The sequence below is a fragment of the Massilia sp. LMS1-1-1.1 genome, assembly GCF_040815535.1.
Lineage (GTDB): Bacteria > Pseudomonadota > Gammaproteobacteria > Burkholderiales > Burkholderiaceae_D > Janthinobacterium > Janthinobacterium aestuarii.
Genome location: NZ_JBFPNG010000001.1, coordinates 1,096,439 through 1,119,775, shown reverse-complemented (window position 1 = coordinate 1,119,775; position 23,337 = coordinate 1,096,439). Strand labels below are relative to the sequence as shown.

At 63.5% G+C, this 23,337-nt stretch carries 25 protein-coding genes; 18 read left to right on the top strand and 7 right to left on the bottom strand.

What is annotated here, in order from left to right; genetic code table 11:
* The first annotated feature begins 32 nt into the window (after positions 1 to 32).
* From alr to fliD, 4 genes are all read left to right on the top strand, one after another.
* On the top strand, positions 33 to 1,124 hold the full coding sequence (gene alr / locus MRBLMS1_RS05165; protein ID WP_485878202.1) for an alanine racemase: 1,092 nt from the start codon (positions 33 to 35) through the stop codon (positions 1,122 to 1,124).
* A 69-nt stretch (positions 1,125 to 1,193) separates the two neighbouring features.
* Positions 1,194 to 2,570 (top strand): DNA repair protein RadA, encoded by a 1,377-nt coding sequence (radA, locus tag MRBLMS1_RS05160; RefSeq protein ID WP_128142536.1) that lies wholly within the window; start codon positions 1,194 to 1,196, stop codon positions 2,568 to 2,570.
* A 75-nt stretch (positions 2,571 to 2,645) separates the two neighbouring features.
* Positions 2,646 to 3,020 (top strand): PilZ domain-containing protein, encoded by a 375-nt coding sequence (locus tag MRBLMS1_RS05155; RefSeq protein ID WP_329958189.1) that lies wholly within the window; start codon positions 2,646 to 2,648, stop codon positions 3,018 to 3,020.
* Positions 3,021 to 3,251: 231 nt separating this feature from the next.
* On the top strand, positions 3,252 to 4,637 hold the full coding sequence (fliD, locus tag MRBLMS1_RS05150; protein ID WP_485878200.1) for a flagellar filament capping protein FliD: 1,386 nt from the start codon (positions 3,252 to 3,254) through the stop codon (positions 4,635 to 4,637).
* On the opposite strand, the gene MRBLMS1_RS05145 is transcribed toward fliD, so the two are convergent.
* A complete protein-coding gene (locus MRBLMS1_RS05145; protein ID WP_485878199.1) occupies positions 4,634 to 5,404 on the bottom strand; it encodes an AraC family transcriptional regulator in 771 nt (256 codons plus the stop codon). The two genes, fliD and MRBLMS1_RS05145, sit on opposite strands and share 4 nt — an antisense overlap.
* A 130-nt stretch (positions 5,405 to 5,534) precedes the next feature.
* On the opposite strand from MRBLMS1_RS05145, the gene MRBLMS1_RS05140 reads away from it, so the two are divergent.
* Together MRBLMS1_RS05140 and rraA are read left to right on the top strand one after the other, a co-directional pair.
* Entirely contained in the window at positions 5,535 to 6,770 is a 1,236-nt protein-coding gene (locus tag MRBLMS1_RS05140) for an MFS transporter (RefSeq protein WP_485878197.1), read from the top strand.
* A gap of 32 nt (positions 6,771 to 6,802) precedes the next feature.
* Positions 6,803 to 7,297, top strand: coding sequence for a ribonuclease E activity regulator RraA (gene rraA, locus MRBLMS1_RS05135; RefSeq protein ID WP_070302082.1), 495 nt, complete (start codon positions 6,803 to 6,805; stop codon positions 7,295 to 7,297).
* 10 nt (positions 7,298 to 7,307) lie between these two features.
* Here the strand turns inward: rraA and MRBLMS1_RS05130 are convergent, their stop codons facing one another.
* Together MRBLMS1_RS05130 and MRBLMS1_RS05125 are read right to left on the bottom strand one after the other, a co-directional pair.
* Positions 7,308 to 7,736 (bottom strand): DUF4952 domain-containing protein, encoded by a 429-nt coding sequence (locus MRBLMS1_RS05130; RefSeq protein ID WP_181878055.1) that lies wholly within the window; start codon positions 7,734 to 7,736, stop codon positions 7,308 to 7,310.
* Positions 7,723 to 8,106, bottom strand: coding sequence for a MerR family transcriptional regulator (locus MRBLMS1_RS05125; RefSeq protein ID WP_070302076.1), 384 nt, complete (start codon positions 8,104 to 8,106; stop codon positions 7,723 to 7,725). The genes MRBLMS1_RS05130 and MRBLMS1_RS05125 overlap by 14 nt, the downstream gene beginning before the upstream one ends.
* Before the next feature lie 83 nt (positions 8,107 to 8,189).
* Here MRBLMS1_RS05125 and MRBLMS1_RS05120 point away from each other — a divergent pair, with 83 nt between their 5' ends.
* The gene (locus MRBLMS1_RS05120) at positions 8,190 to 8,633 is read left to right on the top strand and encodes a hypothetical protein (RefSeq protein WP_485878195.1); all 444 of its coding nucleotides are present in this window, start codon (positions 8,190 to 8,192) and stop codon (positions 8,631 to 8,633) included.
* An 82-nt stretch (positions 8,634 to 8,715) separates the two neighbouring features.
* Positions 8,716 to 10,533 (top strand): DUF4153 domain-containing protein, encoded by a 1,818-nt coding sequence (locus MRBLMS1_RS05115; protein WP_485878194.1) that lies wholly within the window; start codon positions 8,716 to 8,718, stop codon positions 10,531 to 10,533.
* A 58-nt stretch (positions 10,534 to 10,591) separates the two neighbouring features.
* Here MRBLMS1_RS05115 and MRBLMS1_RS05110 read toward each other — a convergent pair whose 3' ends face one another.
* Positions 10,592 to 10,837 (bottom strand): hypothetical protein, encoded by a 246-nt coding sequence (locus MRBLMS1_RS05110; protein WP_128142543.1) that lies wholly within the window; start codon positions 10,835 to 10,837, stop codon positions 10,592 to 10,594.
* A 270-nt stretch (positions 10,838 to 11,107) separates the two neighbouring features.
* Between MRBLMS1_RS05110 and MRBLMS1_RS05105 the strand changes: the two genes are divergently transcribed.
* Both MRBLMS1_RS05105 and MRBLMS1_RS05100 read left to right on the top strand, forming a co-directional pair.
* Positions 11,108 to 12,508 (top strand): aminotransferase-like domain-containing protein, encoded by a 1,401-nt coding sequence (locus MRBLMS1_RS05105; protein ID WP_485878192.1) that lies wholly within the window; start codon positions 11,108 to 11,110, stop codon positions 12,506 to 12,508.
* 155 nt (positions 12,509 to 12,663) lie between these two features.
* Positions 12,664 to 13,062, top strand: coding sequence for a VOC family protein (locus MRBLMS1_RS05100; RefSeq protein WP_485878191.1), 399 nt, complete (start codon positions 12,664 to 12,666; stop codon positions 13,060 to 13,062).
* Positions 13,063 to 13,077: 15 nt separating this feature from the next.
* Here MRBLMS1_RS05100 and motA read toward each other — a convergent pair whose 3' ends face one another.
* Positions 13,078 to 13,941, bottom strand: a complete 864-nt coding sequence (gene motA, locus MRBLMS1_RS05095; RefSeq protein ID WP_128142545.1) for a flagellar motor stator protein MotA — start codon at positions 13,939 to 13,941, stop codon at positions 13,078 to 13,080.
* 48 nt (positions 13,942 to 13,989) lie between these two features.
* Positions 13,990 to 14,904, bottom strand: coding sequence for a LysR family transcriptional regulator (locus MRBLMS1_RS05090; protein ID WP_128142546.1), 915 nt, complete (start codon positions 14,902 to 14,904; stop codon positions 13,990 to 13,992).
* Positions 14,905 to 15,003: 99 nt separating this feature from the next.
* On the opposite strand from MRBLMS1_RS05090, the gene MRBLMS1_RS05085 reads away from it, so the two are divergent.
* Entirely contained in the window at positions 15,004 to 16,173 is a 1,170-nt protein-coding gene (locus MRBLMS1_RS05085; RefSeq protein WP_485878188.1) for a mandelate racemase/muconate lactonizing enzyme family protein, read from the top strand.
* 2 nt (positions 16,174 to 16,175) lie between these two features.
* On the opposite strand, the gene MRBLMS1_RS05080 is transcribed toward MRBLMS1_RS05085, so the two are convergent.
* Entirely contained in the window at positions 16,176 to 16,532 is a 357-nt protein-coding gene (locus MRBLMS1_RS05080; protein ID WP_485878186.1) for a glyoxalase superfamily protein, read from the bottom strand.
* A gap of 173 nt (positions 16,533 to 16,705) precedes the next feature.
* On the opposite strand from MRBLMS1_RS05080, the gene MRBLMS1_RS05075 reads away from it, so the two are divergent.
* The 7 genes from MRBLMS1_RS05075 to MRBLMS1_RS05045 all read left to right on the top strand — a co-directional run bounded on the left by MRBLMS1_RS05075 (position 16,706) and on the right by MRBLMS1_RS05045 (position 23,324).
* The gene (locus MRBLMS1_RS05075; protein WP_181878057.1) at positions 16,706 to 17,764 is read left to right on the top strand and encodes an Lnb N-terminal periplasmic domain-containing protein; all 1,059 of its coding nucleotides are present in this window, start codon (positions 16,706 to 16,708) and stop codon (positions 17,762 to 17,764) included.
* Between the two features lie 80 nt (positions 17,765 to 17,844).
* Positions 17,845 to 19,098: a DEAD/DEAH box helicase gene (locus MRBLMS1_RS05070; protein ID WP_436482397.1), complete on the top strand. Its 1,254-nt coding sequence runs from the start codon at positions 17,845 to 17,847 to the stop codon at positions 19,096 to 19,098.
* Between the two features lie 87 nt (positions 19,099 to 19,185).
* Positions 19,186 to 19,644, top strand: coding sequence for a hypothetical protein (locus MRBLMS1_RS05065; RefSeq protein WP_485878183.1), 459 nt, complete (start codon positions 19,186 to 19,188; stop codon positions 19,642 to 19,644).
* A gap of 158 nt (positions 19,645 to 19,802) precedes the next feature.
* The gene (locus MRBLMS1_RS05060) at positions 19,803 to 20,669 is read left to right on the top strand and encodes a response regulator (RefSeq protein ID WP_128142551.1); all 867 of its coding nucleotides are present in this window, start codon (positions 19,803 to 19,805) and stop codon (positions 20,667 to 20,669) included.
* A complete protein-coding gene (locus MRBLMS1_RS05055; RefSeq protein ID WP_456150430.1) occupies positions 20,666 to 21,010 on the top strand; it encodes a hypothetical protein in 345 nt (114 codons plus the stop codon). Before MRBLMS1_RS05060 ends, MRBLMS1_RS05055 begins: the two co-directional genes overlap by 4 nt.
* Positions 21,007 to 21,846, top strand: a complete 840-nt coding sequence (locus MRBLMS1_RS05050) for an HDOD domain-containing protein (RefSeq protein ID WP_128142553.1) — start codon at positions 21,007 to 21,009, stop codon at positions 21,844 to 21,846. The genes MRBLMS1_RS05055 and MRBLMS1_RS05050 overlap by 4 nt, the downstream gene beginning before the upstream one ends.
* Before the next feature lie 14 nt (positions 21,847 to 21,860).
* A complete protein-coding gene (locus MRBLMS1_RS05045) occupies positions 21,861 to 23,324 on the top strand; it encodes an ATP-binding protein (RefSeq protein ID WP_485878180.1) in 1,464 nt (487 codons plus the stop codon).
* Positions 23,325 to 23,337: the final 13 nt, after the last annotated feature.

Below are 23,337 nucleotides of genomic sequence, written 5' to 3'. Positions count from 1 at the left end.
TACGGCTTTCCCACTTGCCGTGTGTCACGCTTATGCCCAGGCCCCTCATCGCCACCATTCATCTCGATGCCATGCAACACAATCTGGCGCGCGCCCGTGCCGGTGCCCGCGGCGCCAACGTGTGGGCCGTCGTCAAGGCAAATGCCTATGGCCACGGCCTGGAAAGGGCCATGCGGGGCTTTGCCGACGCCGATGGCCTGGCGCTGGTCGAGGTCGATTACGCCGTGCGCTTGCGCGAACTGGGCTGGACCAAGCCCATCTTGCTGCTCGAAGGTTTTTTCGACGCTGGCGATTTGCCTGTCATGGCGCAATATGGCTTGAACGGCAGCGTGCATTGCGAGGAACAGATCGCCATGCTGGCAGCGGCGCGTTTGCCGCACGCCATCGACGTGCACCTGAAGATGAATACGGGCATGAACCGCCTGGGCTTTACGCCGGGCGCCGTGGCGGGTGCGTATGCGCGTCTGCGCGCCATGCCGCACGTCGGCACGATCACCCTGATGACGCATTTCGCCAATGCCGATGAAGCGGCGCCCACGCGCTTGCCTCTGGCCCAGCAGATGCTGCGTTTTGAAGCGGGCGCGGCCAGCATAGGCGCGCCGCTGCCGCGCAGCCTGTGCAATTCGGCCGGCGTGCTGCTGCACCATCTCGACAGCGACTGGGTGCGGCCCGGCATCATGCTGTACGGCGGCACGCCCAGCGGCGCTCCCGGCGGCACGTGCGCGCAGGCGTTCGGCTTGCTGCCCACCATGACCTTGCGCAGCAAGATTATCGGCATCCAGGATATCGCCGCCGGTGAAGTGGTGGGCTACGGCAGCCGCTACGAGGCGGCCGGCAATATCAAGGTGGGCGTGGTGGCCTGCGGCTATGCGGACGGCTACCCGCGCCACGCGCCCGAAGGCACGCCCGTGCTGGTCGACGGCGTGCACACTGGCCTCATCGGCCGGGTGTCGATGGACATGCTGATGGTCGACCTGACGCAGGTGCCGGGCGCAAAAGTCGGCAGCGCCGTCACCTTGTGGGGCCAGGGCATGCCGATCGACGAAGTGGCGCTGGCCGCCGGCACCATCGGCTACGAGCTGATGTGCGCATTGGCGCCGCGCGTTCCGGTGATCGAGGCGTGACCTCACAGCCTTGTTTGTATATACTGTATATATAGACAGCAGTTTCACCTTACCCGGGCAAAGTACACCATGGCAAAAGTCAAGACCATCTACACCTGCAGCGATTGCGGCGCCATCAGCAACAAATGGATGGGGCAATGCACCTCGTGCAATCAGTGGAATACCATGGTGGAAACCCTGCCCGAGACGGGCGGCAACAACCGCTATTCGAATCCGCAGCACATGTCGCTGGCGCAGACGGCGCCCGTGCTGTCGCTTGACGATATCGATGCCATCGACGTGCCCCGCTTCGGCACGGGCATCGAGGAATTCGACCGGGTGCTGGGCGGCGGCATGGTGGCGGGCGGCGTCGTGCTGATCGGCGGCGACCCCGGCATCGGCAAGTCGACCCTGCTGTTGCAGGCGCTGGCGAACATGTCGCACCACAAGCGCGTGCTGTACGTCAGTGGCGAAGAATCGGGCGCGCAGATCGCCCTGCGCGCCAAGCGTCTCGTCATCGATGCCAAGGAACTCAAATTGCAGGCCGAGATCCAGCTGGAAAAGATCCTGTCCACCTTGCACGATTTGAAGCCGGAAGTGGTGGTGATCGATTCGATCCAGACCGTGTATTCCGACGCGCTCAGCTCGGCTCCCGGTTCCGTGGCGCAAGTGCGCGAATGCGCGGCGCAACTGACGCGCGCGGCCAAGCAGACGGGCGTGACCATCATTCTGGTCGGCCACGTGACGAAAGAGGGCGCGCTGGCCGGCCCCCGCGTGCTCGAGCACATCGTCGACACGGTGCTGTATTTCGAGGGCGACGCCCATTCCAGCTTCCGCCTCGTGCGCGCCATCAAGAACCGTTTCGGCGCCGTCAATGAACTGGGCGTGTTCGCCATGACGGAAAAGGGCTTGAAAGGGGTGTCGAACCCGTCGGCCCTGTTCCTGTCGCAGCACGACAACCAGGTACCCGGTTCCTGCGTGATGGTGACGCAGGAAGGCACGCGCCCCTTGCTGGTGGAAATCCAGGCCCTCGTCGACACGAGCCACTTGCCCAATGCGCGCCGCTTGTCTGTCGGCCTGGAGCAGAACCGCCTGGCCATGCTGCTGGCCGTGGCGCACCGCCACGCGGGCATCGCCGCCTTCGACCAGGACGTGTTCATCAACGCCGTCGGTGGCGTCAAAATTACGGAACCGGCGGCCGACCTGGCCGTGTTGCTGGCGATTAACTCGTCGATGCGCAACAAGCCATTGCCACGGGGATTGGTCGTGTTTGGCGAAGTGGGGCTGGCCGGTGAAATCCGTCCCGCGCCGCGTGGCCAGGAGCGCTTGCGCGAAGCTGCCAAGCTGGGCTTTACCTTGGCCGTGGTGCCCAAGTCCAATCTGCCCAAGCAAGTCATCGAAGGCCTCAAGGTCATCGGCGTCGAGCGCATCGACGAGGCATTCAACAAGTTGCGCGATCTGGAGTAAGAGTTGGTATGGTTTAAATGCCAAGCTTGAGACAAGTCAAACAAAATTTCCGTTTGGAACTATAATATTTGTCCGATGAGTTCGCATGGCGAATTCGTATCGACAATGCATAGAGAGAAGCGGAATACAGTGTCAGTAGAGCAAAGGCAGGGCGCACGCAAGATTCTGCGTGCCAAGGCAATGTTGGTCATCGATGGTGCGGGTCCCGTGGCGGCGCGCACCCTCGACGTGGGGCCCGGTGGCATGGCGGCCGTCATCGCGGAGCCGGTGCCGACCGGCAAGCAGGGCAAGGTGCTGTTCGAGCTGTTTTACGATGGCGCGGCGCACATCATCGAGGCGCGCGTGTCCGTCTCGCACTGCATTTTCAGCAGTGCCGGTTTCAAGGTGGGACTCACTTTCCTGCAGCTGGACATGGCCGTCAGCAGCGCCATTTCAAGATTCATGCGCTGAGGCATGCTAGGAATAAGCGGCAAGTGACATGCGCTAGAATGGTGCATATGGCTTTGCAGTCAGGAAAAACCTGTTCTGTTCGCTGTTTTGATATTCCGGTAATACTGCATAATTATCAACCAGAAGAGGGATGCCGCCGCGCCACGCGCGCCTGCCGTCCGTTTCTAGCGCAGCATGCGGTCAAGACCTGAACCGCGTGTCATGACCTTACACCCGACGGGAACGCCTATCATGTTTAATTCGACCATCAACAGCAGGGCTTACACCAACAACACGCAGCAGACGACGCAGGGTAATATCTCGGCCGATGTGTATGCGAAGGTGGAGCGCCAGATGCAGTCGCAGAACACGGGCGTCGTCAAGCTCAACGCCAGCCTGGCGCGCGACCAGGCCAAGTTCTCGGGCCTGGGCCAGCTGCAATCGGCGCTGGCGAAATTCCAGACCGTGGCCAAGAACATGGCCGGCAGCGGCCTGGCCACGTCGGCCACGTCGAGCGCCAAGGATGTGCTGAGTGCCACCACCACCGACAAGGCCGCCAGCGGCAGCCATGAGCTGAACGTCAAGCAGCTGGCGCAGGGGCAGACCCTGCTCAGCGGCGCGCAGAAATCCTCGAGCGCGGCGATCGGCACGGGCGCGCCCGCCCTGGTCAAGATCGAAGTGGGGACGGCCGATGGCAAGCAATTTACGCCCGGCAACGGCAAGGTCATTTCGCTGACGATAGACAGCAGCAACAATAGCCTCGATGGCATCGCCGCCGCCCTGAAACAGCAGGGCGTGGACGCCAGCGTCGTCAAGGGGCCCGATGGCTACTCGCTGGCCATCAATGGCAAGAGCGGCGCCGACAGCAGCATGCGCATCAGCGTGTCCGGCGACGCTGCCGTCAGCAATCTGCTCAGCTATGCGCCCGGCTCTGGCAAGGGCCTGCAGCAGACGGCCGCCGCGCAGGATGCGCTGCTGACCGTCGATGGCAAGGACATCAAGAGCGCCACGAATACCTTGACGACGGCTGTCGAGGGCGCCACCATCGAATTGAAGAAAAAGGGTGTGACGGACCTCGTCATCGCCAAGGACAGCAGCCAGATCGCGACCAACGTGGCCAGCTTTGTCACGGCCTACAATGAACTCAACAGCAAACTGCAAAGCCTGCAGCAGGGCGACTTGAAGTCCGACACGGCGCTGGGCCAGGTGCGGTCGCAGATGGAGCAGGTGTTGCGCACGGCCAGCACGGGCGTGCCCGCCTCCATCCTGAGCAGCGCCGGCGTGACCCTGGGCAAGAGCGGCGAGCTGGTGCTTGACGATAAAAAGCTCAAGGCCGCCATTGCGGCCGATCCGGATGCCGTCAGCAAGCTGTTTACGAATAACGGCAAGGGCGTGGCCGACCAGTTCTCCAGCAAGATCGGCGAGCTGACGGGCGAAACGAGCATTATCCGCAAGGAAGTGCAGACGGTGGGCAAGGACATCACCACCCTGACCAACAAGAAAGCCGTGCTGGCCAAGGCGCTGACGGCACAGGCGCAGGCGCTGATCAAAGCCTATTCGGCCCAGGAACAGATGGGAACGAACTCGGCCTTGCCGGGTTATACCGGCAAGAATTCTTTATTCGACTTCATGGCTTAAGAGCGCTCGCCCTGGGCAAAGAAGGCCGATGGCGAGCTGCCGAAAGTCTTCTTGAACATGGCGGAAAAGGCCGACTGGCTGGCATAGCCCAGTTCTTCGGCCACTTGCGACAACGGCACGCCGCGCGCGATCAGGGGCGCCGCGTGCGCCAGGCGCACTTGCTGGCGCCACTGGCCAAAACTCATGCCCAATTCCCGTTCGAACAGCCGCGCCAGGGTACGCTCCGACGCGCCGACCAGCTGCGCCCAGTGTTCCAGGGTCTGGTTCAAGCCCGGTTTTTCGATCAGGCTGTCGCACAGGGTTTTCAGGCGCTTGTCGCTGGGCAAGGGGACGCGAATGGGGCGCGTGTCCGAGCGTTTCAATTCATCGAGAATCAGTTCGGCCAGCAGCGCTTCGCGCGCCGGTTCCTGGCCCGGGTCCAATTGCTCCAGCGCCATGATCAGCTGGCGCAGCAGGTTCGACACTTCCAGCACCTTGCAGTCGCGGCCCGTGAATGGCGCGCGCGCGGCATGGATGCACAGGGGGCGCAAACGGGTTTTTTCCAGTATCGTGACGGCATGCTCCACATTGGGCGCGATCCAGATGGCGCGCATGGGCGGCAGTACCCAGCTGCTGTTGTTGGCGGTAATACGCAGCACGCCTTCGAGCGCCATGGTCACCTGGCCCCAGGGATGGCTGTGCGGCAAGAGAAATTCATCGGGTTGCAGGTCGCGCGCGACCATGGTCACGGGGATGGTCGCGCTGGGCGCTTCCCGAGGTGGACACATGCGCGTATGGTGGAGGATAGGTACACCCATCAGCTTGGCCTTAATTCGATAAATTATGTCGTTCTGTCGGAAAACAGACGATGGTATTTTGCATACACTTGAGCTTCACCAGTATAAGACAGGGTATGACATGATAACAACTAACTCGGCATCCGAACTTCCCACCTTGCGCAGCGATGCGCGCGTCATTGCCCTCGTGGGGCTGGCGCATGGCGTGTCGCACTTCTACCACCTGATCCTCGCGGCCCTGTTCGTCTGGCTGAAACCGGCCTTCGACCTGTCGTATGCGGAACTGGGCTTGCTGATGACGGTGTTCTTCATCATCTCGGGCGTGGGGCAGGCGCTGGCGGGCTTTGTCGTCGACCGTTTCGGCGCCCGCGCCGTGCTGTTTTCCGGCATCTTCCTGCTGGGCGTGTCGGCGCTGGCCCTGTCCACCGCGCACAGCTATGCGGCGCTGATGCTGGGCGCCATGCTGGCCGGCATGGGCAACAGCGTGTTCCATCCGGCCGACTACACGATACTCAACCAGCGCGTGTCGGCGGCCCGCGTGGCCTACGGCTTTTCCGTGCATGGCATCAGCGGCAACATCGGCTGGGCCCTGGCACCGCTGTTCATGACCTACGTTGCCACCCATTATGACTGGCGGATCGCGCTGCAGTGCGCGGCCGTACTGCCGTTCGGCGTGCTGCTGATCCTGCTCCTGAACCGCCACGCCATCCGCCCGGAGCCTGTCAAGAAGGCCGCACCGGGCCAGGCGGCAGGCGGCGAGGGCACCTTGGACTTTCTGCGTTTGCCGGCCGTGTGGATGTGCTTTGCCTTCTTCTTCATTACCGCCATCGCCCTGGGCGGCATCCAGAGCTTTGCCAGCGTGGCCCTCGTCAAGCTGTACGGCATGAGCCTGGCGCTGGCCACCAGCGCCTATACGGCCTATATGCTGGCCTCGGCCGTGGGCATGCTGGCCGGCGGCGTGGTGGGCGCGCGCAGCAAGCAGCCGGACCGCAACGTGGCGATCGCCTTTTCCGCTGCCGCGCTGCTGGCCGTGCTGCTGTCCATGGCCGCCGTGCCGGCCTGGGGCGCCGTGGTGCTGATGGGCGCCATCGGCCTGACGTCGGGCGTGGCGGGACCGTCGCGCGACCTGATGATACGCGCGGCGGCGCCGAAGAATGCCACCGGGCGCGTGTATGGCGTCGTGTATTCGGGTCTCGACAGCGGCCTGGCCGTCGGGCCCCTGTTCTTTGGCGCGCTGATGGATGGCGACCATCCGGCCCTGCTGTTCGTGTTCATCGGCCTGTTCCAGGCGCTGGCGATTGCCACGGCCGTGGGCGTGGGCGGCAAAACACGTGCCGCGGCGTTGCAAAAGGCATAGAATCGTTGCCATCAGCCACGAAAGGAATCCCCATGACCTTTGCCACCACCGACCTGTGCGACGACTATGCGGCCATGCTCGACGACGGCACCCTGGCCGTGCTGCCGCCCGTGTACCGCGCTTTCGGCCAGCGCATGCGTTTCAGCGGCCCCGCCACCACATTGCAAGTGTTCGAGGACAACGCGCTCGTGCGCAGCACCCTGGAAACGCCGGGCCAGGGCCACGTGCTGGTGATCGATGGCGGCGGCAGCCTGCGCCGCGCGCTGGTGGGCGGCCAGCTGGGCGTGCTGGCGGAAAGCAACGGCTGGGCCGGCATCGTCGTCGATGGCTGCATCCGCGACAGCGAGGAAATCAATGTCTGCCAGATCGGCGTGCGCGCCCTGGCCACGCATCCTCGCAAGAGCAACAAGACGGGCGCCGGCCAGCGCGACGTGCGCGTGCAGGTCAGCGGCGTGGCCGTGCATCCGGGCGACTGGATCTACGCCGATGCGGATGGCATCCTGGTGGCGCGGCAGGAACTCGATTGAGAGGGTTGCATCAAGGGTCTTGCGCGTAGCCGTCGACCTGCACGACAAAGCGGTCGATCCGCGGCCAGGCGTCGCGCGTCCTGACCAGCGTCTCCCCCGAGCCCATCAGCAGCACATAGCCGTAGCCGGTGCGGCGGTCGCGCCAGGAGTGGGGCGTGCTGTCCCAGGCGCAGCAATAACGCTTGAGCCTGGGCAAGCCATACGCGCGCCGCAGGTACGCTTCCGCCTGTTGCGCATGCTTGCCGTCCACCGCGTAGCGGGCTTCGAACGGCTGGTCCTGGCGTTCCCTGTTTTGCTGGCAACCCTGGTAGACGAGATACGCGGGCTTCTTGCCCAGCTGGGACAGGAAGTCGCCGCAGGCCAGTTCGGCGCCCTGCGCGCCGCCCGCGCCCAGCAGGAATAGCCACGGCAGCAGTGTAGCGGGTTTAGTGACTGGCATCGGCATCTCCGCGCAACGGACACGCGGCCGCTGCCGGCCCCATACGCAGCACCAGTTCGCCGCGCAACTGCGTCAATCCCGCGATGCGCGCATCGATTTCACCCAGCTTGCGCGCCAGCGCCGCACGCAGCAGGTCCGCCGTGGCGGGATCGCCGGCGGCCGCCAGCAGCGGCATGTCGGCCTCGATTTCCGCCAGGGTAAAGCCCAGCTGCTGCGCCGTGCGCAGGTAGCGCAGCCAGTCGGCCGCCTCGGGCGGGTAGTCGCGGTAGCCATTCGCGCCGCGCCGTGCGCGCAGCAAGCCCCGCTTTTCATAAAAGCGCAGGGTATCGCGGCTCAAGCCCGTCGCCTGCGCCATCTCGCCGATCTGCATGGTGATTTTTCTTTCATAAAATGCTTGACCATGGAGTGTACTCCAACCCTGATCATGGACGCTTTCCATAGACAGGAGTTCCCATGTTGTCCGTTTCCGCCTTCCGCCGCGTGGTGCGCGCCAGCGCCATTTATGATGTGCTCATGACAGCCCCGTTTGCCACGCCGTGGACGTTTTTGCTGCTGCGCGAGCACTTGAACGCCGTCAATGTGAGCCTGGGCGGCCTGCCGCTGCCCGTCTTCGGACCGTTTCATCTGCTCATCAGCAGCTTGTTTGGCAGCGTGGTGATGGTCTGGTCCGTGCTGCGCATGCTGGACCCGCAGCCGCGCTTCGGCCGCTTCGATGCGGCGGCCCGCTATCTGTTTTCCACGTGGATGGCGTGGGCGCTGTTCACGACGGGCCAGCCGCTGCTGTGGCTGTTCCTCGTGCCGGAACTGGCCTGGGGCCTTGCGCAAAGCTTGCCATTGCGCCGCAGCGAAGGCGCGCCGGCAGGGCGCGCGCACGAATCGTTGTTGAGATGGCGATAACGAAATGCAATAATGGCCGTGCTTTACAGCAATAAACGACTATTAAGGGATGATTATGCAGCAGGATGCCGCTGGAAAAAACATGGCGTTGCTCGATCCGGTGGTGGCACCGCGCATCGCGGTGACGCGTCTGGTGACGGGCCTGCTGCAAGGTGTGCTGCTGTACTGGCTGTACAGCACGGCGCAAGACAAGGTGTGGCCCGCCACGGAAGCCTATCTGCTGGCGCCGCTGATGCTGATCAGCCTGCTGCTGCCCATTCTGCTGGTGTCCAGCCTGGGCCATATGTCGGTCAAGCGCATCGCCCTGTGGATGGCGGGCGCCGCCGTCGTGATGGCCGTGCTGGCCTGGCATGACGTGGCGCGCGGCGCCGAGCACGTGATCTGGGGCAACTACAAGCCGGGCGCACCGCTGCGCGTCATTTCCGCGCAGCTGTTCGGTTTTTGCGTCGTCGGCTTTTATATCGCCCACGCGCTGGTGCTGGCCAGCGCCCAGGATGGCCAGCGCATCGCCCGCTATCCGACCTACTTTGAAATCGCCTGGAAGCTCGGCATCCAGTTGCTGTTTTCCCTGCTGTTCGTGCTGGGCCTGTGGCTGGTGCTGTGGCTGGGCGGGCAGCTGTTCCTGCTGATCAAGCTCAGTTTCCTGAAAAAACTGCTGGGCCAGGCCTGGTTCGTGATTCCCGTCATCTGCTTCGCGTTTTCATTTGCCATCCACATCACGGACGTGCGCCCGTCCATCGTGCGCGGCATCCGCACCTTGCTGCTGGTGCTGCTGTCGTGGCTGATGCCGATCGCCGCCGTGCTCGTCTCCGGTTTCCTGCTGACCTTGCCCTTCATCGGCTTCGAGCGCCTGTGGGCCACGCGCCATGCGGCGTCCGTGCTGCTGGGCATGGCCGGCGTGCTGGTGGTACTGATCAATGCGGCCTTCCAGAATGGCGAAGTGGGCCATGGCGTGGCGCGCGGCATCCGCCTCGGCACGCGTCTGGCTTGTCTGCTGCTGCCGTGGGTGGTGGGCATCGCCATCTATGCGCTGACCCTGCGCGTGATGTCGCATGGCTGGACGTCCGACCGCCTGATCGCTGCCGCCTGCCTGCTGATCGCCACCTGCTACGCTGCCGGTTACGCATGGGCGGCGAGCAAGTATGGCGACTGGCTGCACCTGATCGCCAACGTCAACGTGGCCACCGCCTTTGTTACCCTGCTGGCGCTGTTCGCGCTGTTCTCTCCGCTGGCCGACCCGGCGCGCATTTCCGTGGCCAGCCAGATGGCGCGCCTGAACAGCGGCAAGATAGGCGTGGACAAGTTCGATTTCGAATACCTGCGCTTCCAGGGCGCACGCTATGGCCAGGCGGCCTTGCAGGAATTGACGAAACGCACGACGGGCCCCGATGCGGCCATCGTGCGGGCCCGCGCCGAGGCCATGCTCAAGCGCCAGAACCGCCTCGACGAGACGGGTGCGCTGAGCGACGTGTCGATCAACCTGACCCTGCGCCCGGCCACGGCGAAACTGCCGGAGAGTTTCCTGCGCCAGGACTGGACGCAGGTTGGCCCGGCGTGGCGCCTTCCCGCCTGTTTGAAGCGGGCTGGGCCGCAGTGCGACGCGTATCTTCTCGATTTCGACGGCGATGGCAAGCAGGACGTGCTGCTGATCAGCAATGACCCGCGTGCCTCGTCGGTGTTGCTGGCGGAAAAGGAAGACGGCAGCTGGACCGCGCGCGGGCAAATCCCCATGGATGCGCTGCGCTGCAAACCGCTGCGCGAGAAACTGCAGGCGGGCGAGTTCCAGCTGGTGCCGCCGAAAGTGCGCGAGCTGGAAATCGATGGCCAGCGCGTACCGATGACCTTATATACGCCAGAGGACGAGGTCAGCTGCCCGGATGAGACGGCGCCGGGCCCGTAAATGGCGGAGAGAGTCTGGCGCGGCTGACCGATGGAATCCGCAGCCAGAAGCGGGCATCTTATGGGAAGGTCATGTCCAAACCGACCATCCTGACAACGACGAAGGTGACGAGTCCCAGGACCATGAGCAATAGCATGAAGCCTGCGACCACCTTGCCGCTCGCGCGCAGCACAGCGCGATTCTGCTTCGCCTTATCCTTGTCCTTCTTGCCTTGATCGTAATGCCACTTGATGGCGAAGAACATGCCCGTGCCGAGCACGAGAGCCTTGAAGGTAACGAAGACTATAGGTGTCCAATCCATCATTTGAGTATTTCCAGTCTATTACTTGACACTATCTATCGTGAGGAGCACTGCCTCAAAACGCTGCTTCAGCAGCTTCCGTTCAAACCATCCCCAGGCATCCTGTTTGACTCTTCCATTATAGCTACCCATGAAATAACAAGGGCATCGGACGCAGCGATGTGCCGAATGCGGATGCGCGAGGAGAAACGTCAGCGACTTCCATACAAGATTGGTGTTGCTGCACGTTATAAGGCATACTACCTTAAAACAATCTCCATACATTGAGACAAAATGTCCCAGTTGAAAGCCATACAAGATGACAATGTGACGATCTGGTTGCCGCGATTGGCCGCGCACGGGGGGCCACGTTTTTTGCAGATTGCCGATGCCTTGCAGGCTGCGGTGGCAGACGGATCCTTGAGACCGGGTGACCGTCTGCCTCCGCAGCGTCACCTGGCAGCGCAGCTGGACGTCGACCTGACGACGATCACACGCGCCTACGATGAAGCCAGACGCCGCAACTTGCTGGAGGGCCGCGGCGCTCGCGGCACGTATGTCGCGGCGCCGAAAGTCGAATTGACCGCTATCCTCGACCTCTCCATGAATACCCCGCCACCGCCCGATGGCGTGGACTTCGACGACATGCTGAAACAAGGTTTGTCTCAGGTATTAATGCGGGCAGATAATGAATTGCTGATGACTTATCACCTGGGCGGGGGAAGCGATTCCGACCGTCAGGCCGGGGCCAAATGGCTGGCACCGATGTTTGGACATCTGGATGCTCGACAGGTCCTTGTCTGTCCCGGTGCGCAAGCGGCGATCGCCGCATTGATCCTTGCGCTGACGGAGCCTGGCGATGTCATCCTGGCAGAGCCGATGAGTTACCCCGGCTTGCGTGCCGCAGCAAGCCAATTCGGCCGGCACGTCATTGCGGTGGACGCGGACAAGGACGGGATGCTGCCCGAGATGCTCGAGCAAGCATGCCGCCAGCACAAGCCCGGGCTGGTCTACCTCAATCCCACATTACAGAACCCGACCGCCATCACCATGCCGGAACGCCGGCGCAAGGAGCTCGCCAGCATCGCGCAGCGCTGCAATGTGCGCATCGTCGAGGACGATCCCTACTGGCTTCTTGCCGAAGCCCCGCCGCCGCCTGTTGCCACGTTTGCCCCGGAACAGGTGATCTACATCTCCACCCTGTCGAAATGCCTGACACCCGGCCTGCGTGTCGCGTTCGTGCTGATACGCGACCCGATTGAGCGCGAACGTTTCCTGGTCGCGCTCAGATCCTTTGCGCTGATGGTCGCGCCTCTGACGGCCGCACTGGCCACGCAGTGGATACTCGACGGTTCGGCTGATGGATTGCTGGCAGGCGTACGCAAGGAGGCGCGCCTGCGCCACCGGATGGCGCGCGATATTCTGGCGGGGCGCTATAGCGGCTTGGGTGACGGCCTGCATGTATGGATCGAGTTGCCGGCGTATTGGAACTCTTCACAGCTTGCGCGTGCAGCCGCCAGCTCCGGCATCGCGGTCACGCCGGCGGAGGCATTCGCCACTGGCAGCGACTCCGTGAATGCCATCCGGATCTCGTTGGGCAGCATCAAGGAGCGTGAACGCTTGCAGGCGGGCCTGCAACGACTGTCTCATCTGCTTGCGCAGCGGCCCGAGTCGTTCAGCGCTGCTGTGGTTTAATTGTCCAGCAAACACTGTGCTGGTTTATTGATATCCTAGAGGAACCATTTTTTCGCCAGCGTGTCGATTTGGTATGCCGTCCACCGTTGCAGGAAGGACGCACCGGTAGCCCATTCCACCCAGTCCACCTTCAACCAGGGAAGCAAGGAAGCGCCATGCACAAACAGATCATTCTCAACCTGCCCGTAAAGGACCTGGACAAATCCAGGGCCTTCTTTGCCGCCCTCGGCTTCACCTTCAATTCCCGCTACAGCGGCGAGAATGCGGCGTTCATGAATATCGTCGAGGGCAACATCGAGGCGATGCTGACGACCGAGCCGTTCTTCCAGTCACTGATCGGCAAACCCGTCGCGAATGCCAAGGAAGCCAATGAAGTCGTCATTTGCCTCAGTTGCGAAAGCCGGGAAGAGGTGGACGGCCTGATCGCCAAGGCCCAGGCCGCCGGTGGCCGCATACCGCATCCGCCCGAAGACCATGGCTTCATGTACGACCAGGGCTTCGAGGATATCGATGGCCACCTGTGGAACCTCGTCTGGACGGCGCCGGAAGCCTGACGCGAACCGCTGGAATCAGTTCTTCGTGCGCACCTGGCGCACGTGGTTTTCCAGTTCGCTGAATGACGGGCGTTCCGTGGCGGAAATGACCTTGCGGCCGAATTCCACGGCCAGGGCCGGGGCGTAGCCGTTCAGGCTGGCCAGTAACGTCACTTTCACGCACTGGTACATCTTCGCCGTTTCATGATGCTTGCGGCGCAGCAAGCTGGCCAGCGGCGCGATGAAGCCGTAGGCCAGCAAGATGCCGATGAAGGTGCCGACGAGCGCCTGCGCGATCAGCACGCCCAGCTCGGCCGGCGGCAGGCCGACGGACGCCATCGTGTGCACGACGCCCATCACGGCGGCCACGATGCCGAAGGCGGGCATGGCGTCGGCCAGCTGCGAAATCGTCTGGATCGGCATTTCCGCATCTTCATGGTGCGTCTCGATCTCGTTATCCATCAGGTTTTCGATCTGGTAAGCGTCCATATTTCCCGACACCATCAGGCGCAAATAATCGGTGATGAATTCCAGGATGTGCTCGTCGCCGAGCGTGTACGGGTATTTCACGAAGATAGGGCTGCGGTACGGGTCGTCGATATCGTCCTCGACCGACATCAAGCCTTCCTTGCGGATCTTGCTGAGGATTTCATACATCAGCCCCATCAGCTCCATATAGCGCGCCTTCGTGTATTGCGAGCTGTGGAACAGGGTGGGCAGGGCGGCGAACGTGGCGCGGATGGCCTTGGCGTCATTGCCGACAAAGAAGGTACCCAGCGCGGCGCCGCCGATCATCAGCAGTTCCAGCGGCTGGAACAGGGCGCCCAGGTGCCCGCCCTGCATGGCGAAACCGCCGAAGACGGAAAACAGCACGACGAGAAATCCGAGTATGACTAGCAAAACCTACTCCTTCATATTATTGCCATATCGCAATATTGTAGTGTAACCCTATTTTCCCGTATTGGCCGAGTCCGGCTGCAACTGCCCGATGAGAAAATTGATAAAAGCGCGCACTTTGGCGGGCAGCTGGTGGCGGCTCGGGTAATAGGCGTACAGGTCGGCCGGCGCCAGCGCGTACTCTTCCAGCACCACGCGCAGGCGGCCGCTGTCGAGGTAGCGGGCCAGGTCCCATTCCGAGCGCAGCAGGATGCCGTGGCCGTCCAGGGCCCAGCCCAGCACCACGTCGCCATCGTTGCTGGCCACCGTGCCGCGCACTTTCACCGTGTGGGTGGCGCGGCCACGGCTCAAGCGCCAGATGCCGTAGGCGTCGTCGTTCTGCCGGTGCACGATGCAGCGGTGCCGCGCCAGGTCGTCCGGTGTCTGCGGCGTGCCGTGCGCCTGCAGGTAGGCGGGCGAAGCGCACAGGAAGCGCCGGTTCGACATGATGCGCCGCGCGGACAAACGCGTGTCGGGCAAGTCGCCGAAGCGGATGCCCAGGTCGTACGCCTGCTCGACCAGGTTGATGGGACTGTCCGTCAGCTGCAGCTGCACTTCCAGCTGCGGGTGGCGCAGGGCGAATTGCGACAGCAGGGGCGCGATCACCGTGCGTCCGAAACCAAGGGTGGCGTTCACGCGCAGCAGACCGCGCGGCTCCGCGCTGCCGCTGGCCAGGGATTCCTCCATGGCGCGGATATCGTCGAGGATGTGCCGCGCCTGCTGCAGATAGCTTTCGCCATCGCCCGTCAGGCTGATGCGCCGCGTGCTGCGGTTCAGCAGGCGCACGCCCAGGCGCTGCTCCATCAGCTGCAGGCGCTTGCTGACGGCGGGCGGCGTGATGCCCAGTTCGCGCGCCGTGGCCGACAGGCTGCCCAGCTTGGCCAGCAGCACAAAGAAGGCCATTTCCGTCGTGGCGTCGCTTTTCATTATTAACTTCAATTGAAGAATGGTTTAAATTGCTATTGATTATACGGCTGTCTATCGCGGTTAAGCTGGCGTCATTGTTTTCACCCACAGGAGACCCGCATGAAAATCGTTGAAATCCGCGAAAAGACCATCCCCATCTCTTCCCCCATCCGCAACGCCTACATCGATTTCAGCAAGATGACCCTGAGCCTGGTAGCCGTCGTCACGGACGTGATGCGCGACGGCAAGCCCGTCGTCGGCTACGGCTTCAATTCGAATGGCCGCTACGGCCAGGGCATGCTGATGCGCGAGCGTTTCATCCCCCGCATCCTCGACGCCGATCCCGCTTCGCTCGTCACGGATGACGGCAGCAACCTCGATCCGCACAAGGTGTGGGATTGCATGTACATGAATGAAAAGCCGGGCGGCCATGGCGAGCGTTCGGTGGCCATCGGCACCATCGACATGGCCATCTGGGATGCCGTGGCGAAGATCGACAACAAGCCATTGTTCCAGCTGCTGGCCGAGCGCCATGGCACGGGCGTGCCCGATAAAAAAGTCTTCGTGTATGCGGCGGGCGGCTATTACTACCCGGGCCAGAGCCTGTCCGCCCTGCAGGACGAGATGCGCAGCTACATCGACCGTGGCTACACGGTGGTCAAGAAAAAGATCGGCGGCGCTTCGCTCGATGACGACTTGCGCCGCATCGACGCCATCATGGAGGTGCTGCAGGATGGGCAAAAGCTGTGCGTGGATGCGAACGGCCGCTTTGACTTGGACACGTCGATCGCCTACGCCAAGGCGCTGCGCCAGTACGACCTGTTCTGGTATGAAGAGGCGGGCGACCCGCTCGACTTCGAGCTGCAGGCCACCCTGCGCAGCTATTACGACAAGCCGATGGCGACGGGCGAAAACCTGTTTTCCATGCAGGATGCGCGCAACCTGATCCGCTATGGCGGCATGCGCGCCGACCGCGACTGGCTGCAATTTGACTGCGCCCTCAGCTACGGCCTCGTGGAATATTTGCGCACGCTGGACATGCTGCACCAGCACGGCTGGTCGCGCAGCCGCTGCATCCCGCACGGCGGCCACCAGATGTCCCTGAATATCGCGGCCGGCCTGGGCCTGGGTGGCAATGAATCGTATCCCGATTTATTCCAGCCCTTCGGCGGTTTTCCCGATGGCGTCAAGGTCGAAAATGGCCACATCACCATGCCGGACCTCGTCGGCATCGGCTTCGAGGGCAAGGCGAACCTGTATGCGGAAATGCGTGCGCTGAGCGGGCAATAGCGTTATTCGCCGCGCTGCCAGAAGCGCAGCCGGTTGCCGAACGGGTCAGCCACTTCCAGGATGCGGCCCCAGTCCTCGTCGCGGATGCCGGGCCGCGCATACGGGTAATCCTTGTCGCGCAATTCCGCATGCAGGGCGGCGACATCGTCGACGGGGATCAGCAGCGCCGCGCCCGGTGTGGCGTCGCCGTGGTGTTCGGACAGGTGCAGCACCAGGTCGCCACGCGTCACCTGCAGGTACAGCGGCGCCGTAGGTTCGAAGCGATGTTCCCAGTCCAGGGTAAAACCGAGAAAATCGAGATAGAACTCGCGCGCTTTGGCTTCGGAAAAACTGCGCAGGATGGGGATGGGGGCATGCATGGCGGCGCTTTCAGCAAAGTGGCAATGCCGGTATTCTAGCTGTGCTGCGATGGATGTGGCCGCATGCCATGGCAGTGAGCCTACTTCGATTCCTTTGCCGGGCCGGCGCTAACGACGATGGGATGGCACGTCCGAAATACTTGCATATCTGCACTTGCCACTATAATCACGGCATGACTTTCTTATCACTGCGTGCCCGCTCCGTGCTGGCCACCCTCGGCAAAATGGCCGTTTCCCTGATTATCCTGTTGACTGCATTGTGGGGTGCGCTGGCGCTGTGGTACCAGCTGTCCGGCGGCACGGCGGCGCAAGGCATCGGCGCGCTGCTGTGGGGCGCGCTGGGCGTGGCCAGCATCGCGCTGTGGTGGATGCGCGGCGACGCGCGCGTGCTATTGCCGTATGCGGCCGGGTTTATCCTGCTGCTCGTGTGGTGGAGCCTGATCGCGCCGAAGCAGCAGCGCGTGTGGGCCGACGACGTGGCGCGCAATGTGACGGGCACGGTCAAGGGCAATCTCGTCACACTGGACAATGTGCGCAATTTCGACTGGCGCAGCGATGACGACTACACGGTCAAGTGGGAGCAGCGCAGCTACGACCTCGACGAACTGCGCACGGTGGACACGGCACTGTCGTACTGGACGGGGCCTTACATCGCGCATACCTTGATTTCCTTCGGCTTTGCCGACGGGCGCTTTTTGACGTTTTCCATCGAGATCCGCAAGGAGAAGGGCGAGAGCTTTTCCGCCATCGGCGGCTTTTTCAAGCATTTCGAGATGAGCTTGATCGCCGCCGACGAGCGCGACATCCTGCGCGTGCGCACGAATGCGCGGGGCGAGGACATGCATCTGTACCGCGTCATGATGCCCAAGGCGGCCATGCGTTCGCTGTTTCTCGCCTATCTGGACGAGGCGCAAGCGCTGAAGAACCAGCCGCAGTTCTACAACACGCTGACGGCCAACTGCACCACCATCGTCTTCGAGATGGTGCGCCGCATCGTGCCGGGCCTGCCGCTCGACTACCGGCTGATGGCCTCTGGCTACCTGGACCGCTATCTGTTCGACGTGCAGGGCTTGGTGCCCGGCCAGACCTTCCAGCAGCTGCGCGATGGGGGCCACGTCACGGCGCGCGCGCGGGCGGCCAACGGCGATGCGGATTTTTCGCACGCGATCCGCCGCGGCATGCCGGGCTACGATGACGCGGGTTATCCGAAGCTGCAAATGCCACGCCAGTAGCTGTCTGCCTTATACTGTCGCCATATCCGACCGGCCGCCTTTCGCGGCCGGTCTCACTTTACGAATAAAGAAGGCCCGCTATGCCATTTTCCTCACTGGGTCTGATTCCCGCCCTGGTCCGCGCCGTTGACAAGGCCGGCTATGCCGCGCCGACGGCCATCCAGGCGGCCGCCATTCCCGCCATCCTGCGCGGCAGCGACGTGCTGGGCGCGGCCCAGACGGGTTCCGGCAAGACGGCCGCCTATGCGCTGCCGCTGCTGCAGGCGCTGATGGCGCCCGTTTCCGGCCCGCGCCAGGTGCGCGCGCTGATCCTCGTGCCCACGCGCGAGCTGGCGGCGCAGGTGGGGCAGACGGTGCACGCGCTGGCCAAGCCGTTGCCGATCAAATTGAAGATTTCCGTGCTGTTCGGCGGCGTGTCGATCAATCCGCAGATGATGGATTTGCGCGGTGGCGCCGATATCGTCGTTGCCACGCCGGGCCGTTTGCTGGACCTGGTGCGCCAGAACGCCGTGAAGCTGGGCGGCGTGTCGCTGTGCGTGCTCGACGAGGCCGACCGCCTGCTCGACATGGGTTTCAGCGAGGAGATCAACGCCATCCTCGCGCTGTTGCCAGCGAAACGGCAAAACCTGTTCTTTTCCGCCACCTTCCCCGACAGCGTGCAGACGCTGGCCGACAGCCTGCTCAAGGAACCCGTGCGCATCGAGGTGGCGTCCGAACCGCAGGACAAGCCCGACATCGTGCAGCGCGCCATCACGGTCGACGTGCCACGCCGCACGCAGCTGCTGCGCTACCTGATCCTGCAGCAGCAGTGGGAGCGCGTGCTGGTGTTCGTCGCCACCAAATACGCGGCCGAACACGTGGCCGACAAGCTGCAGCGCGCGGGCCTGCACGTGGGCGCCTTCCACGGCGAATTCAGCCAAGGCACGCGCAGCCAGCTGCTGGCCGACTTCAAGGCCTGCCGCTTGCAGGTGCTGGTGGCCACCGACGTGGCGGCGCGCGGCATCGACATCGCCGGCCTGCCGGCCGTCGTCAACTATGACTTGCCCCGTTCTGCCGTCGATTACACGCACCGCATCGGCCGTACGGGCCGCGCCGGCGAAAGCGGCACGGCCATCAGTTTCGTGACGGCCGACACGGAAGCGCATTTCCGCCTGATCGAAAACCGCAACGACTTGCGCATCGTGCGCGAAGTGGTGGCCGGTTTCGAGCCGACGGAATTGCCCGCACCGGTGAACCCCGTCACGGACACGGTGAATGGCGGCGTGAAGGGCGCGCGCAAGAGCAAGAAGGACAAATTGCGCGAAGCGGCTGCCAAGGCGGCCGAGGGCAATTAAATCCGCCTTATGTGCGCTAGCCGCTTGAACGGCCAGCCGTCCCGCTTTAAGATGATGTTTCTATAAAGCAAGGGGACGGCAATGCACATGATCATGATCAAACGGATGGCCGCTGCCACCTGCATCGCGGCGCTGGCCGGTTGCGCCGGCATGGGCGGAAACAATGGTTCGGCCGGCATGCAGATGCCGGGCAAGACGCCTGCCGATGCCGCCGTGGCCGCCACCTGGTACAACCCGCCCAGCGAATTTCCCGGCATTTGCCTGACCCAGTTCAAGGATGGCAGCCTGCGTTTCGATGGCGGTTTCGCCTTTTTCAACCCGGGCCGCTGGGCGTACGATGGCGCCGCGTCCGAACTGCGTCTGCAACTGGCGCCGACGCCGTCGCTTGAACTATCGCACGCGCAAATCGTCCAACATATGAACCTGCTGCGCATTGAGGCGGACAGGAGCACGCTGGTGTATGGCGTGAAAGCCGATACCAAGGCCATCGGCCTGGGCGGTTTTGTGTTTTACCGCGACACGCCTTGTCCTGCACAGCGCGGATAAGTGCCGGATAAGTGCCGGATTAGTGTCATACGGGAATATTTAGTCGTATAATTTCAACGCAAGCTGGCTGCCGCGCAAGACTAGCAAGACTGTCACGTGCGGCAGATTCCCCCTCCAGGCAAGCTCCGATTTCGCCATGGCGATGAGAGGATGGTCCGATGGATGTGCACGACGAGCATGGCATGCCGGGTACTGCGGCGCTGGCGGCGGATGCCGGGCAGCAGGCCGTGGCCCCGCCGCGCACCTTGCTGCTGGTCGATGACGAGCCGAATATCCTCGCTTCCCTCAAGCGGCTGCTGCGGCGCGATGGCTACCATATCCTGACGGCCAACAGCGGCCAGGAAGGGCTGGACGTGCTGGCCAGCCATACGGTCGACGTGATCGTGTCGGACCAGCGCATGCCCGGCATGCTGGGCGCCGACTTCCTGCGCAAGGCCAAGCTGCTGTGTCCGCAAACGATACGCATCATGCTGTCGGGCTATACGGAATTGCAAGCCGTCACGGACGCCGTCAACGAGGGCGCCATCTTCAAATTCCTCACCAAGCCCTGGGAAGACCATCAGTTGCGCGAACATATCGCCGAAGCCTTTCGCCTGAAGGGCATCGACGACGACAATGCGCGCCTCAATGCGCAGCTGCGCGACGCCAACCAGGCGCTGGCGGCGGCCAATGCCGCCATGCAGGCGCTGGTGCGCCAGCAGCAGCATCAGATCAGCCGCGACGAAGTCAGCCTCGGCATCGCGCGCGAATTGCTGCAATTTTTGCCGCTGCCCGTGATCGGGCTCGATGAGGATGGCATGATCGCCTTCATCAACGCGGCGGCGGCCAATCTGTTCGAACGGGGCGCGGCCCTGCTGGGCAACGAGGCGGCGATCGTCTTGCCGCAGCTGTTCGACGGGCAGGGCGCACCTCGCCTGGCCGCCATCGATGGCCAGCCGTATGCCGTGGCCGTCCATCCGATGGGCCTGCATTCGCGTTCGCGCGGCAGTCTCGTCACCCTCAGTCGCCATGGAGTGGGTACATGAGTGAAAGCGTGAACGAAAGTGGTCGCGAGATTTCCATGGAACAGGCGCAGGAAGGCATGGTGCTGGCGCAGGCGCTGAGCGATGCCAGCGGCACCGTGCTGCTGGCCCAGGGCGCCACCTTGACGGCGGCGAACCTGACGGCCTTGCGCAGGCGCAATGTGGAGAGCTGCCACGTCGTCATGGACGAGGTGGTCGACCCCGTCGCGCAAGCGCATGCCGAGCAGGAACGGGTGCGCCGCCTGGAACGGCTGGCCGTGCTGTTCCGCGCCACGCCGGCCGATTCCGCCGGGGCCGAACTGCTGGCGCTGCTGCAGCGCTACCGGCAAGGGGGCGCCACATGACACGGCTCAGTTTTGAACACATCATCCGCCAGATCCAGGAACTGCCCTCGCTGCCCGTGGTGGTGCTGGAGCTGCTGTCGAGCATGGACCAGGACGACACGGACGTGCACGTGCTGGCGCAAAAGATCGAGCTGGACCAGGGCCTGGCGGCAAAGACCCTGCGCATCGCCAATTCCTCGTTCTATGGCATGCAATCGAAGGTCACGAGCATCCCGCAAGCCGTTTCCGTGCTGGGCTTTCACAGCATCCGCACCGTTGTCACGGCCTGCGCCCTGACGGGCAGCTTCGCGCCCGTCAGCGGCGGCTTCGATTTCCAGGCATTCTGGCGCCATTCGCTGGCCACGGCCGTCGCCGCGCGCCTGCTGGCGCCGCATTTGCGCGTCAATCCCGAAACGGCGTTCACGGCCGGCCTGCTGCACGACCTGGGCACCCTGGTGCTGGTGACGCGCTTCCCGGCCGAGCATGCGCTCGTGCGCAGCTACCGCCAGGCGCATGACTGTCAGATGGCCGATGCGGAACTGGCCGTCATCGGCATCGATCACGCGCAGGTGGGCAGCGCCCTGGCCGCCTACTGGAAGTTCCCCGAGGCGATACAGCAGGCGGTGGCCGACCACCACGCCATCGACCGGCTGGAGGCGGGCGGCTTGCCGCTGGCCGTGCACCTGGCCAATGCCGTCGCCCTGGCGCTCGACCTGGCCGGCGTCGACGATGCGCTGGTGCCACCGCTGTCGCCTGCGGGCTGGCGCAGCATCGCGCTGGATGAACAGGCCTGGCTGGCGCTGCTGGGACAAACGGAACACACTTTTGATGAAATGTCGCGGATCATGCTGGCATGAACAAAAAAGAGGCCATGGAAACAGACGCAGGGCAGGTGCTGCCCGTCACGCCGGAGCGCCGCCAGGGTGATTCCGTCGCGCTATCGGCGTTTTTCGACGGCCATCCCGTGGCCACTTTCGCCATCGACACGGACCACGTGGTGACGCACTGGAACAGCGCCTGCGAACAGTTGCTGGGCTTTACGGCCGCGGAGATGGTCGGCACGCGCGACCACTGGAAGGCGTTTTATATGCAGCCGCGCGCCTGCCTGGCCGACCTGCTGGTGGCCGATGATATCGCGCTCGGTGAAAATGACCGCTACCTTGGCAAGCTGAAGCGCTCTTCCGTGATCCCCGGCGCCTACGAGGCCGAGGATTTCTTTGCGCATATCGGCCCCGACGGCCACTGGCTGCATTTCACGGCGGCGCCCCTGCGCGACCGTCAGGGGCGTCTGGTGGGCGCCATCGAAACCCTGCGCGACGTGAGCGAGCGGCGCTTTGCGGAACTGGCGCTGCGCAAGGCGCACGACAACCTGGAACACCTGGTGGCCGAGCGCACGGCCCAGCTGGCCGAAATGAACGAGCGCCTGGCCGACGATATCCGCCAGCGCCAGATCGCCGATCTGGAATTGCGCGAGCGTAACCTGGCCCTGACGGAATTGAACAGCAAGCTGTCGCTGGCCCAGCAAAAGCTGCTGCAGTCGGAAAAACTGGCCTCGATCGGCCAGTTGGCCGCCGGCGTGGCGCACGAGATCAACAATCCCATCGGCTATGTGTTTTCCAATTTCGGCACCCTGGAAGGCTATCTGGACGACCTGTTCAGCATGCTCGACGCCTATGAGGAAGCCGAGCCGGCCGTCGCCGACCCCGTGGTGGCGGCGCGCCTGCGGGCGCTGCGTGAACAGATCGACCTCGATTTCCTGCGCACCGACATTCCCATGCTGATGGGCGAGTCGAAGGAGGGCATTTCGCGCGTGCGCCGCATCGTGCAGGACCTGAAGGATTTTTCGCGCACGGATGCGCACCAGGAGTGGGTCTGGGCCGACCTGCGCCAGGGCATCGATACCACGCTCAATATCGTGAATAACGAGGTCAAGTACAAGGCCGACGTGGTGCGCGAGTATGGCGACATTCCCGATATCGAATGCCAGCCTTCCGAGCTGAACCAGGTGATCATGAACCTGGTCGTCAACGCGGCCCATGCCATGAACGAGGAGCGCGGGCGCATCACCCTGCGCACGGGCAGCGACAACGCGACGGAAGTGTGGATCGAGGTCGAGGACACGGGTGGCGGCATCGCGCCCGAACACCTGTCGCGCATCTTCGATCCGTTCTTCACCACCAAGGCCGTAGGCAAGGGTACGGGTCTGGGCCTGTCGCTGGCCTACACCACGGTGCAAAAGCATCACGGCCGCATCGACGTGCGCAGCGTCATCGGCCGCGGCACCACCTTCCGCATCACTTTGCCCGTGCGCCAGGCGCAGGCCGTCGCACCATGACCGAACAGGACAG

What these genes read in the sequence shown, in the direction of transcription:
- alr (WP_485878202.1), top strand. Translation starts at nt 33, where the DNA reads ATGCCCAGGCCCCTCATCGCCACCATTCATCTCGATGCCATGCAACAC.
- radA (WP_128142536.1), top strand. Translation starts at nt 1,194, where the DNA reads ATGGCAAAAGTCAAGACCATCTACACCTGCAGCGATTGCGGCGCCATC.
- MRBLMS1_RS05155 (WP_329958189.1), top strand. Translation starts at nt 2,646, where the DNA reads ATGAGTTCGCATGGCGAATTCGTATCGACAATGCATAGAGAGAAGCGG.
- fliD (WP_485878200.1), top strand. Translation starts at nt 3,252, where the DNA reads ATGTTTAATTCGACCATCAACAGCAGGGCTTACACCAACAACACGCAG.
- MRBLMS1_RS05145 (WP_485878199.1), bottom strand. Translation starts at nt 5,404, where the DNA reads ATGTGTCCACCTCGGGAAGCGCCCAGCGCGACCATCCCCGTGACCATG.
- MRBLMS1_RS05140 (WP_485878197.1), top strand. Translation starts at nt 5,535, where the DNA reads ATGATAACAACTAACTCGGCATCCGAACTTCCCACCTTGCGCAGCGAT.
- rraA (WP_070302082.1), top strand. Translation starts at nt 6,803, where the DNA reads ATGACCTTTGCCACCACCGACCTGTGCGACGACTATGCGGCCATGCTC.
- MRBLMS1_RS05130 (WP_181878055.1), bottom strand. Translation starts at nt 7,736, where the DNA reads ATGCCAGTCACTAAACCCGCTACACTGCTGCCGTGGCTATTCCTGCTG.
- MRBLMS1_RS05125 (WP_070302076.1), bottom strand. Translation starts at nt 8,106, where the DNA reads ATGCAGATCGGCGAGATGGCGCAGGCGACGGGCTTGAGCCGCGATACC.
- MRBLMS1_RS05120 (WP_485878195.1), top strand. Translation starts at nt 8,190, where the DNA reads ATGTTGTCCGTTTCCGCCTTCCGCCGCGTGGTGCGCGCCAGCGCCATT.
- MRBLMS1_RS05115 (WP_485878194.1), top strand. Translation starts at nt 8,716, where the DNA reads ATGGCGTTGCTCGATCCGGTGGTGGCACCGCGCATCGCGGTGACGCGT.
- MRBLMS1_RS05110 (WP_128142543.1), bottom strand. Translation starts at nt 10,837, where the DNA reads ATGATGGATTGGACACCTATAGTCTTCGTTACCTTCAAGGCTCTCGTG.
- MRBLMS1_RS05105 (WP_485878192.1), top strand. Translation starts at nt 11,108, where the DNA reads ATGTCCCAGTTGAAAGCCATACAAGATGACAATGTGACGATCTGGTTG.
- MRBLMS1_RS05100 (WP_485878191.1), top strand. Translation starts at nt 12,664, where the DNA reads ATGCACAAACAGATCATTCTCAACCTGCCCGTAAAGGACCTGGACAAA.
- MRBLMS1_RS05090 (WP_128142546.1), bottom strand. Translation starts at nt 14,904, where the DNA reads ATGAAAAGCGACGCCACGACGGAAATGGCCTTCTTTGTGCTGCTGGCC.
- MRBLMS1_RS05085 (WP_485878188.1), top strand. Translation starts at nt 15,004, where the DNA reads ATGAAAATCGTTGAAATCCGCGAAAAGACCATCCCCATCTCTTCCCCC.
- MRBLMS1_RS05080 (WP_485878186.1), bottom strand. Translation starts at nt 16,532, where the DNA reads ATGCATGCCCCCATCCCCATCCTGCGCAGTTTTTCCGAAGCCAAAGCG.
- MRBLMS1_RS05075 (WP_181878057.1), top strand. Translation starts at nt 16,706, where the DNA reads ATGACTTTCTTATCACTGCGTGCCCGCTCCGTGCTGGCCACCCTCGGC.
- MRBLMS1_RS05070 (WP_436482397.1), top strand. Translation starts at nt 17,845, where the DNA reads ATGCCATTTTCCTCACTGGGTCTGATTCCCGCCCTGGTCCGCGCCGTT.
- MRBLMS1_RS05065 (WP_485878183.1), top strand. Translation starts at nt 19,186, where the DNA reads ATGATCATGATCAAACGGATGGCCGCTGCCACCTGCATCGCGGCGCTG.
- MRBLMS1_RS05060 (WP_128142551.1), top strand. Translation starts at nt 19,803, where the DNA reads ATGGATGTGCACGACGAGCATGGCATGCCGGGTACTGCGGCGCTGGCG.
- MRBLMS1_RS05055 (WP_456150430.1), top strand. Translation starts at nt 20,666, where the DNA reads ATGAGTGAAAGCGTGAACGAAAGTGGTCGCGAGATTTCCATGGAACAG.
- MRBLMS1_RS05050 (WP_128142553.1), top strand. Translation starts at nt 21,007, where the DNA reads ATGACACGGCTCAGTTTTGAACACATCATCCGCCAGATCCAGGAACTG.
- MRBLMS1_RS05045 (WP_485878180.1), top strand. Translation starts at nt 21,861, where the DNA reads ATGGAAACAGACGCAGGGCAGGTGCTGCCCGTCACGCCGGAGCGCCGC.